Below are 14471 nucleotides of genomic sequence, written 5' to 3' on the forward strand. Positions count from 1 at the left end.
CCGGACATTTCGCAAAAGTTCGCCTGACTATGCCGTTGCGCTTTGCAGAACCTGCGGGTTGGCGTGGAAGAACACGTGCTCGCGGATCGGTCCTACCGCCACTTCGCCGATTTCCTCATAACCCTGGCGTTTATAAAACTCAAGGTAACGCGGGTTGCCGGTGTCCAGCACCACGCCCTGGGAATGCTCGTCCACCGCACACCAGTTATGCACCGCTTCGAGCAACTGCTCGCCGAAATGCTTGCCCTGGAAATGTGGGTGCACGCCCAGCAGCGGCAATACATGGACCGCATCCGACGGCAGGCAGGCCAGCACTGCCGCGTGGTATTCCAGGTAGCGCCGGGTGCAACGAAAACCAGTGCTCAAGACCATGCGCAGGCGCCAGGCCCAGCTTTCGGTGATGCCCAGGCGCCGCTGCGGCGGAGCGATCAGGGCGATGCCGATCAGGCGGTCGTTGACCAGCAAGCCGATGGCCGGCAGATCCTGGAGAAAGTGCTGCTTGACCAGCTCACGCACCGTGGCCCGTACTCGCTGTTCATAACCGGGACGCTCGGATTCGAACAGGTAGCTGAAGGTCGGCTCGTGGCGATAGGCCTGGTACAGCAACGAACGGGCTTCACGGGAATAACCGCTGTCGAGCATATGGATGTCGGCGATGGCGGTGGCGGTGGCGGTGGCGGTTTCAGGCATGACGTTGGATCTCCTGGGGGCGAGGCTTGGCAATGAGCCCTGTAGGAGCTGCCGAGTGCAACGAGGCTGCGATCTTTCCACAGGCGCTTGAATCCCAAGCGAAAGATCAAAAGATCGCAGGCTTCGCCAGCTCCTACAAAGCCGAACGGGGATAAATCCCCTCGCCACAGGACATTAGCAGTGCATTTGTCCTACTGCCACGCTGGCCGTGTTCCGACATGTCAGCTAGCATCGCAGTTTTGCCAGGACAGCCGACCATGAAGATCGTCTCCTTCAACATCAACGGGCTGCGCGCCCGTCCCCATCAGTTGGCGGCGCTGATCGAGAAGCACCAGCCGGACGTGATCGGGCTGCAGGAAACCAAGGTCCACGACGAACAATTTCCCCTGGCCGAGGTGCAGGCCCTGGGCTACCACGTGCATTACCACGGGCAAAAGGGCCATTACGGCGTCGCCCTGCTCTCCCGCCAGGCGCCACTGAGCCTGTACAAGGGCTTCGAGGGCGACGACGAGGACGCCCAGCGGCGCTTCATCTGGGGCACCTTCGCCGATGCCAATGGCGTGCCGGTGACCATCATGAACGGTTATTTCCCACAAGGTGAAAGCCGCGACCACCCGACCAAATTCCCGGCCAAGGAACGTTTCTACAGCGATTTGCAGCAACTGCTGGAAAGCCGCTTCAGCAACGACCAGCCGGTGGTGGTGATGGGTGACGTGAACATTTCCCCGGAAGACTGCGACATCGGCATCGGCCCGGACAACATGAAGCGCTGGCTGAAAACCGGCAAATGCAGCTTCCTGCCGGAAGAACGCGAATGGATGGCCCGCCTGAAGAACTGGGGCCTGGTGGACAGCTTCCGCCACCTGAACCCGGACGTCACCGACCGCTTCAGCTGGTTCGACTACCGCAGCCGCGGTTTCGAGGACGAGCCCAAGCGCGGCCTGCGCATCGACCTGATCCTCACCTCCCACGGCCTGCTGCCACGGGTCAAGGACGCCGGCGTGGACTACGAACTGCGGGGCATGGAAAAACCGTCGGATCATGCGCCGATCTGGTTGCAGTTGAGCTGACCGCATCACACCAAACCCCTGTGGGAGCGAGCTTGCTCGCGATAGCGGTCTAACCGTCACATTGATCCTGAATGTGCCGCCGTCATCGCGAGCAAGCTCGCTCCCACATTGGACTTCGGTGCCCCGTCGCAACCCTGTCACCTTTCAGTAACCTGACTGACTTAATCTTCCGGCACTTCCTCGGGTTCAGAAGGTGCCGGCATGCGGCTGCGCGTTGTCTTTTTCATCGGCCTCTGGCTGCCGTTCATGGCATCGGCCGGCAGTTTGCCCATTCCCGAACAGGGCCCGGCCCTGCGCCTCCAAGGTTCCAACACCATCGGTGCGGCGCTCGGGCCGGCTGTGGTCAGGGGCTTGATGGAAGATCAGGGACTGCTCAGGGTCAGCAGCGAAATCACCGGTCGCGATAACGAGCAGCGCATCGTCGGCCAGACCGTCGACGGCCGGCGGGTGGTAGTGGACATCGCGGCCCACGGCTCCAGCACCGGCTTCGCCGCCCTCAAGCAGGGCAACGCCGACCTGGCCGCTTCTTCACGACCGATCAAGGACGGTGAGCTGAAGGAACTGTCGTCCCTGGGCGACCTGAAAAGTCCCTCCGCCGAGCAGGTCATCGCCATTGATGGCCTGGCGATTATTCTTCATCCACAGAACCCGTTGCGTCAGCTCGATACCGTGCAACTGGCGCGGATATTCAGTGGCGAGGTGAAAACCTGGGAGGCCGTGGGCGGCGTCGGTGGGCCGATTCATCTTTATGCCCGGGATGAACAGTCCGGCACCTACGATACCTTCAAGGAACTGGTCCTCGGCCGACAGGGCAAACGGCTGGATCCTTCAACACGGCGCTTCGAATCCAGCGAACAGTTGTCCGACGCTGTCAGCCAGGACCCGCAAGGCATCGGCTTCATCGGTTTGCCCTATGTGCGCCAGGCCAAGGCACTGGCGATTGTCGACGGTGACTCCCAACCCATGTTGCCGTTGAACAACCTGATCGCCACCGAGGACTACCCCTTGTCCCGGCGCCTGTTCTTTTATTTGCCGCCCCAGGCAACCAACCCGTGGGCCGAGGCGCTGGTGGCGTTCACCCAAAGCGACAAAGGCCAGGCCATCGTCGCCGCCAACGGGTTTATCGCCCAGACCGTCCAGGCCATGGCCGTCACGCCGAATGCCTTGATGCCCGAGGGTTACCAGGCCCTGAGCCGCCACGCCCAACGCTTGACCGTGAATTTTCGCTTCGAAGAAGGCAGCGCCAGCCTGGACAACAAGGCCCACCAGGATCTGGGCCGCGTGCTCGACTATATAAAGCAGCATGGCAAAACCGATCGACGCGTGACACTGGTGGGGTTTGGCGACGCGAAGGACGACCCGGCGCGGGCCGACCTTCTGTCCAAGCTGCGGGCCATGGCGGTGCGCCGGGAACTGGTCAAATACGGTGTGGCACTGCGAGAGGTACGGGGGTTCGGCGCATTGATGCCGGTGGCAGCCAACAGCGAGGATGAAGGCCGAGTCAAGAATCGGCGGGTGGAGGTTTGGGTTTACTAGACACGGCGCCATCAAAAGACGAACCCGCTTTTGTGGCGAGGGAGCTTGCTCCCGCTGGGTGGCGCAGCCGCCCCAACATGAGCTGACGCGGTCCTCCAGGCAAATCGCGCCAACCGGTTTTACGACTGCTGCGCAGCCGAGCGGGAGCAAGCTCCCTCGCCACAAAAACCTTGTGTTTATTGTATTACCATCGGCGTAGGAGCGAACCACCGAGTCTTGCAGCACATTTCCCCTGTGGGAGCGAGCTTGCTCGCGAAGGCGGCGTGTCAGTCAATACTTGACCGACAGACAGATCGCTTCGCGAGCAAGCTCGCTCCCACAGGACGACATAGCGCTTTACCGCCCAGCCAACTCCATGATCATCCGCGACAACAGGTAAATCCGCGGCACCACACTCTCGACTTCGGCGTATTCCTCCGGCGTATGAATGTTGCCACCGACAATGCCAAAACCATCCAGCGTCGGCGTGCCAACCCCGGCCGACAGGCTGGCATCCGCCGCTCCACCGCTGCCTTCTTCCGTCAGTTTGCGCCCCAGTTCGCCATAGATGCCTTGGGCCATGGCCATCAACCGGTCCGACTCCGCCGTCTGCGGCATTGGTGGCAGGCCGCGCTTGAGGCTGGTGGTGACTTCGGTGTCGGCGATCAACTTGTCCTGCGACACCCGGGCCAGGTCTTTTTCGATGCGGTCGAACTCTTCCGGCACCGCCGCCCGCACATCCGCCTTGGCGCTCGCCTGGTCGGGGATCACGTTGGTCCGGTCGCCGGCCTTGATCACCGTGAAGTTGATGGTGGTTTTCTTTTCCGCATCGCCAAGCTTGCCCAGTTGCAAGATCTGGTGCGCGGCTTCCATCGCCGCATTGCGCCCCAGTTCCGGCGCGACACCGGCGTGGGACGCCTTGCCCTTGACCTCCACCAGCGCCGTGGCACTGCCCTTGCGCCACACCACCAAGCCATCGGCCGGGCGACCCGGTTCGAGGTTGAGGGTCACGTCATGGGCCTTGGCGGTTTTCTTGATCAGGTCGGTGGCGGCGTCCGAGCCGGTTTCTTCGCTGGCGTCGAGCAGGAAAGTAATCTGCGCGTAGTTCTTGAAGTCCAGGTTCTTGAGCACCTTCAGCGCATAGATCCCGGCAACGATGCCGCCCTTGTCATCCATCACTCCCGGCCCATAGGCCCGGCCATCCTTGATGTGGAAGGGACGCTCGGCAGCCGAGCCTTCCTTGAATACCGTGTCCATGTGGGCCATCAGCAGGATTTTTGCCTTGCCGGTGCCCTTGAGGGTCGCCAGGATGTGCTGGGTGCCGTCCGAGTTAGGCACCTTTTCGATGGTGGCGCCCAACTTCGTCAATTCATCGATCGCAATATCACCGACCTGGGTCAACCCCGGCACATAGCCTGAGCCAGAGTCGATGTTCACCAACCGCTCGAGCAGTTTCAGGGCCTCGCCCTTGTACTGTTCGGCGTCGCTCAGGACTTGTTGATGGGGCTGTGCGAAAGCACCGGGGGCGAAGGCGCCGAGGGCCAGGCTCAGGCCAAGACTGACGGCCAGACGGGAGCGAAGAGCGGTCATTATCATGATTTCATCCTTGTTCCGTATCGAAAGAGTGCCATAGGCACCCTACCCGACAATGGGTCAAGGCTCTAGACCGCAGGTAACCACCTCAGGGAGAAATGGCCGATTTCTCCAACACCTGCCGATACCGGTAACAAGTGACTCGGTTGCGCCCGCCGGTCTTGGCCGCGTAAAGCGCCTGGTCGGCATCATTGAGCCAATGGGTCGCATCGCCATAAGCCGGGTTGAAGGCCGCCAGGCCAATACTCAGGCTCACCTTCAGCGCCGGGTTCTGTTCATAGCTGAGCATGGTAAAGCGCTCGCGCAACCCGTCCATGGCCTGCACGGCGTTGTGGAGCGTCAGGTCCGGCAGAATCACACAGAACTCGTCCCCGCCATAACGCCCGACCACATCGGCGGCGCGCAGGTTTTGCTTGAGCATCTTGCCAAGCTGGCGCAACACGATGTCGCCGGCGACATGACCATAGGTGTCATTGATGGCCTTGAAGTGATCGATGTCGATCAGCGCAATCGCGCCGCGCCCTGCCCCGTCATTCGGGTGACGCTGGCAGCGCTGGAACTCCTCGTCGAGGCGATCTTTCCAGGCGCCATGGTTAAGCAAGCCGGTCAGGCTGTCGGTGCGACTCAGGGCCAGCAACTCGCGCTTTTGCCGGCCCAGGGTGTAGGCCTGGCGATAGCAGAACCAACCCAGCGCCATCGGATACAGGCACAGCAGCGGCAGACAAGCGTAGATCTGCGCCGGGCTGGTCATGGGCACGCTGGTCAGCGGAAAGATCAGCACGCCCACGACAATACCGGCCACTTGAGCCAGCACCCCGATAAGCAGGAAACGCAGGCCACCAATGGCAACATTGTTCATCGCCATCATCGCCAGCGTGACGGCCGTGGGCAGCGGGTTGAACTGCATCGCCACGACCCAGAAGCCACCGAGCGCCGCATCGATCAGTAAATTGAGGTGTTCGACGTAGTACGGCCTCGAGCAACGCCGGCCCCACCAGTAGGCCAAATGTGGCCAGAGCAGGCCGTTGAACAACATGAACCCCCAGACCCACGGCGCCGGTTCGAGGGGAAAGACGGCAACACTCACCAACAGCAACCCCAGCGTCAGGCCCAGGATGCGCGATATATAAAGCCTCCTGGCCAGCGTCCGTCCCTTCTTTCCCGTTTTTTGCATAAGAACCTCTGCACCGCGGGTTTTCCAAGTCATTGGGACGGGGGGGTAGCTTGGAGTCTATCAGGGTGGCATCAAATAGCCACCACTGAATCAAGGGGTATTTATTCTCCTTCAAATGTCGGGCCCTGCCACGGATCTTGGCTATACATGAGTCATCCGGCGGCTGTCATAGCAAGTAGCAAAGCAAATGCGCCATGTCATCGCGATGTGCTCGGGTTTCAGCTTCACTTAACGGTATCTGACCCGTCGGCTCAGACTGGCCGATCCCATTCTGTCCTGACCCATGGAGGGCAAAACATGCTGGTGTTGTGGGTAGTCCTTGCCGTGTTTATCGCCTGGAGCTGGTTGACGTATCCAGGCATCGGCCATGTGCTGTACGACATGGGCATGGCGCTGGAGGCACGTCTCTACCGGTTGCACAAGATCACCGTCCCCATCAGCGAGATGACCGTATCGACCTGGCAAGGCGGGCCCTATGAAGCGTCCGGCAGCATCCTGATGCTGCATGGCTACAGCGCTGACAAGAATCTCTGGCTACGCTTTGCCCGGCATTTTGTCGGCGACTACCGGGTGGTGGTGCCCGACCTGGCCGGCCATGGCGAAACCGGCTTCAAGGCTGGCGGCGGCTATGACATCCCGACCCAGGCCCGGCGGGTCATCGAGTTGCTCGACGCCTGTGGCCTGGACAAGGTCCATGTGATCGGCAATTCCATGGGCGGTTACCTCGCCGCATGGCTGGCGGCCACGTCGCCCGAGCGCGTGCTCACCCTGGCGCTGATCGATCCGGCCGGCGTCACCGCCCCCCAGGCCAGCGACATGGAACGCCACCTGGCCGCCGGGCATAACCCGTTCCTCGTCGACTCTCGGGACGATTTCGCGCCGTTCTACGCAATGACCATGGCCTCCCCGCCCTGGGTGCCCAGCGTGGTGCTGGCGGCAATGGCCGAACGTTACGAACAGCGCCGCGATGAACTGGCGGAGATCTTCGTCGACTTTCGCGCCAGCCCGCCGATGGAACCGCGCCTGGCCGACATCCGCGCCCCGTCGCTGCTACTCTGGGGGCGCAAGGACCGGCTGATCGACGTCAGCAGCGTGCCGGTGTGGAGCAAGGGCATCGCCGATTTGCGGGTGGAAATCTGGGACGGTATCGGCCACATGCCGATGGTCGAACGACCGGGGAAAACCGCGGCGCTGTACCGGGAATTCCTCAAGGGGTTGGGGCAGTGACCGTCATGCAAGGAATCTCCCTGTGCGGGGCTCCGTAGGAGCTGCCGCAGGCTGCGATCTTTTGATCTTGATCTATAGGGTCTTTCGCTCAAGACTCAATTGCCAGGGGAAAGATCGCAGCCTCGTTACACTCGTCAGCTCCTACAGGGTATCGACTTCATGAACATCCTCTACGACGAACACCTCGACGGCCCCTTGCCCAAGGTGGACAAACAGGTCCTGCTTCAAGCCTTGCAGGCACAGGTTCCAGACCTGGACATCCTGCACCAGGAGGAAGACCTCAAGCCCTATGAATGCGATGGCCTGTCGGCCTACCGCGCCACGCCCCTGCTGGTGGTACTGCCCAGGCGCGTCGAGCAGGTGCAAGCGCTGCTCAAGCTCTGCCATGGGCTGAATGTGCCCGTGGTCGCCAGGGGTGCCGGGACCGGTCTGTCCGGCGGCGCCCTGCCCCTGGAAAGTGGCGTGTTGCTGGTGATGGCGCGGTTCAACCAGATCCTGCACATCGACCCCGACGCCCGCACCGCGCGGCTTCAACCCGGTGTGCGCAACCTGGCGATCTCCCAGGCAGCGGCACCGTTCGGGCTGTATTACGCACCGGATCCCTCGTCGCAGATCGCCTGTTCCATCGGCGGCAATGTCGCGGAAAACGCCGGCGGCGTGCACTGCCTCAAGTACGGCCTGACGGTGCACAACCTGTTGAAACTGGAAATCCTCACCATCGAAGGCGAACGCCTGACCCTGGGCAGCGAAGCCCTGGATTCACCGGGCCTGGACCTGCTGGCACTGTTCACCGGCTCCGAAGGTTTGCTGGGGGTGATCACCGAAGTGACGGTCAAACTGCTGCCCCGGCCCCAGGTCGCCAAGGTGCTGCTGGCCAGTTTCGATTCGGTGGACAAGGCCGGGCGAGCGGTGGCCGACATCATCGCCGCAGGGATCATCCCCGGCGGCCTGGAAATGATGGACAACCTGGCGATCCGCGCCGCCGAGGATTTCATCCACGCCGGCTATCCGGTGGAGGCCGAAGCGATCCTGCTGTGTGAACTGGACGGGGTCGAGGCCGATGTCCATGACGATTGCGAACGGGTCCGCCAGGTGTTGGAGCAGGCCGGTGCCACCGAGGTGCGCCAGGCGCGGGACGAGGCCGAACGGCTGCGATTCTGGGCCGGGCGCAAGAATGCCTTCCCGGCGGTGGGTCGCCTGGCGCCGGATTATTACTGCATGGACGGCACTATCCCGCGACGCGCCTTGCCCGAGGTACTGCAGCGCATCGCCAGCCTCGGTGCCGAGCATGGCCTGCGCGTCGCCAACGTCTTTCACGCCGGTGACGGCAACATGCACCCGCTGATCCTGTTCGATGCCAACCAGCCCGGCGAACTGGAGCGCGCCGAAACTTTGGGCGGGAAAATTCTCGAACTGTGTGTCCAGGTGGGTGGCAGCATCACTGGCGAACACGGTGTGGGCCGGGAAAAAATCAATCAGATGTGCACGCAATTCAACAGCGACGAACTGAACCTGTTCCACGCGGTAAAAGCAGCGTTCGATCCCCAAGGCCTGCTCAACCCCGGCAAGAACATCCCGACCCTGCACCGCTGCGCCGAATTCGGTGCCATGCACATCCATGGCGGGCAACTGCCGTTTCCCGAACTGGAGCGTTTCTGATGAGCCGCGAAGCCGACCAGGACGCCAGCGACCTGCTGCTCGAACAAGTCAATCGCGCCCGGGCCAACGCCACGCCGCTGCGTATCCAGGGTTCGAACAGCAAGGCCTTCCTGGGGCGCGAAGTGGCCGGCGAAGTGCTGGACACCCGCGTCCATCGTGGCATCGTCCACTACGACCCCACCGAACTGGTCATCACGGCCCGGGCCGGCACCCCGCTGCGGGAACTGCTGGCCGCCCTCGACGCCGCGGGGCAACGGCTGCCCTGCGAACCGCCAGCATTTGGCGATGACGCCACGGTCGGCGGCATGGTCGCCGCCGGGCTGTCGGGGCCGCGTCGCCCATGGGCCGGTTCGGTACGCGACTTTGTCCTGGGCACACGCCTGATCAGTGGCCACGGCACGTTGCTGCGTTTCGGCGGCGAGGTGATGAAAAACGTCGCCGGCTACGACCTCTCGCGCCTGTTGGCCGGCAGTTTCGGTTGCCTGGGGGTGATCACCGAAGTCTCCTTGAAGGTCCTGCCCAAACCTCGTCACAGCCTGAGTATCCGCCTGGAACTGGACAGCGCCGAGGCCCTGGAAAAACTCGCCGAATGGGGCCGTCAACCGCTGCCCATCAGCGCCGCCAGTCATGACGGCGGCTGTCTGCACCTGCGCCTGGAGGGTGGCGAAGGCTCGGTCAGCGCCGCTCATCAGCGTTTCGGTGGCGAGGTGATCGACGATCAATACTGGACGGCACTCAATGAACATCAGTTGGCCTTTTTCGATGAAGGCTTGCCCTTGTGGCGCCTGTCGTTGCCCAACCATACCGGGCCGCTCGCCCTGCCCGGCGCGCAGTTGATCGACTGGGCCGGCGCCCAACGCTGGTTGAAAACCGAGGCCGACACGGTGCAAGCCCTGGCCCATGAAGTCGGCGGCCATGCCACCTGCTATCTTCAGGGGGCCAGCGACACGCCGTTCCAGCCACTGGCCCCGGCGCTGCTGCGCTATCACCGGCAACTCAAGGCCCAGCTCGATCCCCTGGGGCTGTTCAATCCTGGTCGGATGTATCCGGAGTTCTAGCGTGCAGACTCGGTTTAGTGAGGAAAGCAAAAATCTGCCCCGTGCCGAAGAAGCCGAACGGATCCTGCGCAGTTGCGTGCATTGCGGTTTCTGCAACGCCACCTGCCCCACTTACCAATTGCTCGGCGATGAACTGGACGGCCCGCGCGGACGCATCTACCTGATCAAGCAGGTGCTCGAAGGCCAGCCGGCGACGGCCAGCACCCAACTGCACCTGGATCGCTGCCTGTCGTGTCGCAACTGCGAGACCACCTGCCCGTCCGGCGTGGATTACCACAACCTGCTGGACATCGGTCGGGCGGTGGTCGATCACGCCGTACCGCGCCCCGCCGGCCAACGTGCGCTGCGCCTGGGGCTGCGCAGCCTGGCCGCCAGCCCCGAGCGGTTCAAGGCCCTGCTGCGTCTTGGAGCGATCTTCCGTCCGTTGCTGCCAGCGAACCTGACCGCGAAGTTGCCCCGCCCTTCCCCGCCTCACGGCGAACGCCCACCTCTGCGGCATAGGCGTACGGTATTGATGCTCGAAGGTTGCGTGCAACCGGGCCTGTCGCCCAACACCAATGCCTCGGCAGCGCGGGTGCTGGATCGACTCGGCGTCAGCGTGATCCCTTGTGCGCAGGCCGGCTGCTGCGGCGCGCTGGATTATCACCTCGACGCCCAGGCCACCGGCTTGGACCGCGCCCGACAAAACATCGACGCCTGGTGGCCGCACCTGGAAAACGGTGCTGAAGCCATCGTCCAGACGGCCAGCGGCTGCGGCGCGTTCATCAAGGACTACGGGCACCTGCTGGAACATGACCCCGGCTATGCCGCAAAGGCCAGACAAGTAAGCGAACGGGCATTGGACCTGGTGCAAGTGCTCGGCAAGGAACCGCTGGAACAGATCTGCGCGGCCAGGAACCAGCGCATTGCCGTGCATTGCCCCTGCACCTTGCAGCACGCGCAGAAACTCGGCGGCAGCATCGAGGCGCTGCTGACGCGGCTGGGTTTCAACCTCACCGAGGTGCCCGACGGCCATTTGTGTTGCGGCTCGGCCGGCACCTATTCGCTGACCCAGCCCGCCCTGGCGCGGGAATTGCGCGACAACCGCCTCAATGCGCTGGAAAGCGGCCAGCCGGAGCTGATCGTCACCGCCAACGTCGGCTGCCAGAACCACCTCGACGGCGCCGGTCGCACGCCCGTGCGGCACTGGATCGAGCTGGTGGATCAGTCCCTGGCAGAATGAAGTCCTGAAGATTCTTCGTTTGCCGGGGCCGGCGAAGGCTGCGATCTTTCGTCCAACTTTCCCACAGCCCTCGCCAGGAATTCTTACGATGAGCTTCGTCAGCCCCGACCTGATCCGCCAACGCTTCTCCAGAGCGATGTCCGACATGTACCGCGACGAGGTGCCGCTGTATGGCGCGCTGATGAGGCTGGTGGAACACACCAACGCCCAAGTGCTGGCCGAAGACCCGGTCCTGGCCGCACACCTGCGCAGCACCGGCGAACTCGAGCGCCTGGACCTGGAACGCCACGGCGCGATCCGCGTCGGCACCGCCGCCGAGCTGGCGACCCTGGGGCGTCTGTTCGCGGTCATGGGCATGCAGCCGGTGGGCTACTACGATCTCACGCCTGCCGGGGTGCCGGTGCATTCCACCGCCTTCCGCGCCGTGCACGAAAGCGCGTTGCAGGTCAGTCCGTTCCGGGTGTTTACCTCGCTGCTGCGCCTGGAACTGATCGAGAACGCCGAGCTTCGGGCCTTTGCCGAGTCGGTGTTGGACAAACGACAGATCTTCACCCCCAGGGCCCTTGAGCTCATTGAACTGGCCGAACACCAGGGTGGCCTGAGCGAGTCCCAGGCTGAGGACTTCGTCCTACAGGCTCTGGAAACCTTTCGCTGGCACCACAGCGCCACCGTCACCGCCGAACAGTACCGGCAACTGAGCGCCCAACATCGCTTGATCGCCGACGTGGTGGCGTTCAAGGGCCCGCACATCAATCACCTGACCCCCCGTACCCTGGACATCGACATCGTCCAGGCCCGGATGCCCGTGCACGGCATTACCCCCAAGGCCGTGATCGAAGGCCCACCCCGTCGCCAATGCCCGATCCTGCTGCGCCAGACCAGTTTCAAGGCACTCGACGAACCCGTCGCCTTCACCGACCAGCCACAGTCCCAAGGCAGCCACAGCGCCCGCTTCGGCGAAATCGAGCAACGCGGCGCGGCCCTCACGCCCAAGGGCCGCGCGCTCTACGATCGATTGCTGAACGCCGCGCGCGACATGCTGGGAGAGTTTCCCAACGAAGCCAACGCCGAACGCTACAACCGGCTGATGGCCGAACACTTTGTCGAATTCCCTGACAACCACGACGAACTGCGCCGACAGGCATTGGCGTATTTCCGCTATTTCGTCACGCCCGAGGGCCTCGCCGCCAAGGGCACACTTGAACAAGCGGCCTCCCTGGAGCACTTGCTCGAGCAGCAATACCTGCGCGCCGAACCCTTGGTGTACGAGGACTTCCTGCCCGTCAGCGCCGCCGGTATTTTCCAGTCGAACCTCGGCGATGCCGCCCAGAGTCATTTTGCCGGCCAGTCCAATCGCCAGGCCTTCGAAGAGGCGTTGGGACGAGCGACCATTGATGAGCTGGGTTTGTACGCCCAGACACAACAGCGCTCCATCGATGAGTGCAGGGCTGCATTGGGCGTGTAGGAATAAGCCGAAGGACAAAACGGCAAAAAACTGCCTGAGAGGCGTGCGCGCGGCGCGCCTTTCTTGGCCACCCGGCTCGGGTATCGCGGTGTCTGATCGGGTCGCGAGTAGCTGCAATGAGCCGGGCAAGCCTTTGAGCGCTTTCTCGCTTGCCTGCAGGGAGGCGCTTGCCGATATCAGATCAACCTATTGATATATATAAGTTTTTAAAAAATGGCATAGCTCTTGATATCCGTGAGGCCACCTCGGGCGACTCCCGTCCCAGGCCCTATCGTTATCCAGGAAGGAGAGCATCCATTGGCTACCCCCGCGTACATGTCCGTAAAAGGCACTAAACAAGGCCTGATCACTGCCGGTGCGTTTACCGCCGATTCAGTGGGCAACACCTACCAAGAGGGTCATGAGGATCAGGTCATGGTGCAGGCTTTCGAGCACCAAGTGACCATCCCTCGCGACCCTCAGTCCGGTCAGCCAACCGGTCAGCGCACACACAAACCCCTGATCATCACCAAGGTATTCGACAAAGCTTCGCCACTGCTTCAGGTCGCCCTAACGAGCGGCGAACGCCTGGAGGAAGTCAAGATCCAGTGGTACCGCACTTCGGCCGCAGGCACCCAGGAGCACTACTACACCACCACTTTGGAGGATGCGATTATCGTCGATATCAAGGACTACATGCTCAACTGCCAGGACCCAGAAAACTCACACTTCACCCATCTGGAGGACGTGCACTTCACGTATCGCAAGATCACCTGGACCCACGAAGTCAGCGGTACCTCGGGCTCCGATGACTGGCGTTCGCCGGCTGCTGGTTGAATCGGAGGCAGCCACTCACGCATCGGCCAACTCTGTGGGTCGATGTGCAGTTGAAAATAATCGATAGTTATTGATTCAGGGTGGTGTTCGCCCAGTGCGATGGCCTCGGCAATCCATGCACTGGTAAAGAGCCTGACACTGGGCGAACGTGAATAATAATAATGGAACTTTCAGAATATGTCCGCGAGCCTGTTTAAATAATTGTTTAATATTGAAGCCTTTCATATTTCTGTAGGAGCTGGCGAAGCCTGCGATCTTTTGATCTTTGGCTTGGGACTCAAGTGCCTGGGGCAAGATCGCAGCCTCGTTGCACTCGACAGCTCCTACGCAGCGTACACATATCTTCTTCGCATCCAGCGGGAGCAAGCTCCCTCGCCACAGTGTTTGGATGGCAACTCCTGCGCTAGCGGCGTAAACACTTATACAAAACACGGACAAATACAAAAACGTTATCCATGTAGGAAAATTAAACAGTCATTAAAAAACTGTTTTTAATGCCGGTCGACGTGACAAACCTCAGCCACGCCGACCGGTTTTCTGTGCATCGGTATCCCCTGCCTCAGGGTCGCCTTGCTGTTGTTTGCGCTTGGCCGGGTCATTTGGCCGCAAGGCGTCATTATCGCGTTCCACTTCACCAGGCAATGCCGGGGCGTCGGGGTTTTGCCGGGTTTGATCGGGGCGTTGCTGCATGGCGAACTCCTTGAATCTTTCAGGCCTGAGGTCAGGCGTCAGGGTCGGCGACTTCTTCAGCGACGTTGGCATCCGGAGAGCGCTGGTGCAGTTGCTCGGCCTTGGTCTTCAAGGCCTGCCACTGCGCCAGGTCGATGGCGCCCTGGCCGAACAGGTCATTGGCCACCCGCATCAGTTCGGTGAAGTGAGCATCGGGGGACTGCTGCCAGTAGGCCTGGTCGTCGAACAATCGCTGCCAATCGGCCAGCGACGCAAGTTTGAGGTCCTCGCTCATGACGGGCTCCTGCGAGAC

Annotated in this window: 13 protein-coding genes; 8 read left to right on the forward strand and 5 right to left on the reverse strand. The window is 62.1% G+C overall.

Features of this window, described 5'->3' with window-relative positions:
- Positions 1-27 precede the first annotated feature (27 nt).
- Positions 28-690 (reverse strand): N-acetyltransferase, encoded by a 663-nt coding sequence (locus LOY50_RS18460; protein WP_258688810.1) that lies wholly within the window; start codon positions 688-690, stop codon positions 28-30.
- A 257-nt stretch (positions 691-947) separates the two neighbouring features.
- Here LOY50_RS18460 and xthA point away from each other — a divergent pair, with 257 nt between their 5' ends.
- A complete protein-coding gene (xthA, locus tag LOY50_RS18465; RefSeq protein ID WP_003203684.1) occupies positions 948-1760 on the forward strand; it encodes an exodeoxyribonuclease III in 813 nt (270 codons plus the stop codon).
- Positions 1761-1961: 201 nt separating this feature from the next.
- Positions 1962-3296: a substrate-binding domain-containing protein gene (locus LOY50_RS18470; protein WP_253476386.1), complete on the forward strand. Its 1335-nt coding sequence runs from the start codon at positions 1962-1964 to the stop codon at positions 3294-3296.
- 336 nt (positions 3297-3632) lie between these two features.
- Here LOY50_RS18470 and LOY50_RS18475 read toward each other — a convergent pair whose 3' ends face one another.
- Positions 3633-4871 (reverse strand): M20/M25/M40 family metallo-hydrolase, encoded by a 1239-nt coding sequence (locus LOY50_RS18475; protein WP_258688812.1) that lies wholly within the window; start codon positions 4869-4871, stop codon positions 3633-3635.
- A gap of 85 nt (positions 4872-4956) precedes the next feature.
- Positions 4957-6042 carry a diguanylate cyclase gene (locus LOY50_RS18480; RefSeq protein ID WP_253476390.1) on the reverse strand — a complete coding sequence of 362 codons (1086 nt, stop codon included), beginning with the start codon at positions 6040-6042 and terminating at the stop codon, positions 4957-4959.
- A 297-nt stretch (positions 6043-6339) separates the two neighbouring features.
- Here LOY50_RS18480 and LOY50_RS18485 point away from each other — a divergent pair, with 297 nt between their 5' ends.
- The 6 genes from LOY50_RS18485 to LOY50_RS18510 all read left to right on the forward strand — a co-directional run bounded on the left by LOY50_RS18485 (position 6340) and on the right by LOY50_RS18510 (position 13489).
- Complete coding sequence (locus tag LOY50_RS18485; protein ID WP_214510636.1) at positions 6340-7269, forward strand: alpha/beta fold hydrolase; 930 nt, start codon at positions 6340-6342, stop codon at positions 7267-7269.
- A gap of 159 nt (positions 7270-7428) precedes the next feature.
- Positions 7429-8928, forward strand: a complete 1500-nt coding sequence (gene glcD / locus LOY50_RS18490) for a glycolate oxidase subunit GlcD (RefSeq protein WP_253476400.1) — start codon at positions 7429-7431, stop codon at positions 8926-8928.
- Complete coding sequence (gene glcE / locus LOY50_RS18495; protein ID WP_258688814.1) at positions 8928-9986, forward strand: glycolate oxidase subunit GlcE; 1059 nt, start codon at positions 8928-8930, stop codon at positions 9984-9986. The genes glcD and glcE overlap by 1 nt, the downstream gene beginning before the upstream one ends.
- 1 nt (position 9987) lies before the next feature.
- Complete coding sequence (gene glcF, locus LOY50_RS18500) at positions 9988-11208, forward strand: glycolate oxidase subunit GlcF (RefSeq protein WP_258688816.1); 1221 nt, start codon at positions 9988-9990, stop codon at positions 11206-11208.
- Positions 11209-11296: 88 nt separating this feature from the next.
- A complete protein-coding gene (locus tag LOY50_RS18505; RefSeq protein ID WP_258688817.1) occupies positions 11297-12673 on the forward strand; it encodes a VOC family protein in 1377 nt (458 codons plus the stop codon).
- Positions 12674-12970: 297 nt separating this feature from the next.
- Entirely contained in the window at positions 12971-13489 is a 519-nt protein-coding gene (locus LOY50_RS18510) for an Hcp family type VI secretion system effector (protein WP_258688818.1), read from the forward strand.
- 516 nt (positions 13490-14005) lie between these two features.
- Here LOY50_RS18510 and LOY50_RS18515 read toward each other — a convergent pair.
- The gene (locus LOY50_RS18515; protein ID WP_258688819.1) at positions 14006-14179 is read right to left on the reverse strand and encodes a hypothetical protein; all 174 of its coding nucleotides are present in this window, start codon (positions 14177-14179) and stop codon (positions 14006-14008) included.
- A gap of 31 nt (positions 14180-14210) precedes the next feature.
- Complete coding sequence (locus LOY50_RS18520; RefSeq protein ID WP_258688820.1) at positions 14211-14453, reverse strand: hypothetical protein; 243 nt, start codon at positions 14451-14453, stop codon at positions 14211-14213.
- Positions 14454-14471 lie beyond the last annotated feature (18 nt).

Origin of the sequence: Pseudomonas sp. B21-010 (genome assembly GCF_024749325.1) — a bacterium.
GTDB classification, from domain to species: domain Bacteria; phylum Pseudomonadota; class Gammaproteobacteria; order Pseudomonadales; family Pseudomonadaceae; genus Aquipseudomonas; species Aquipseudomonas kilonensis.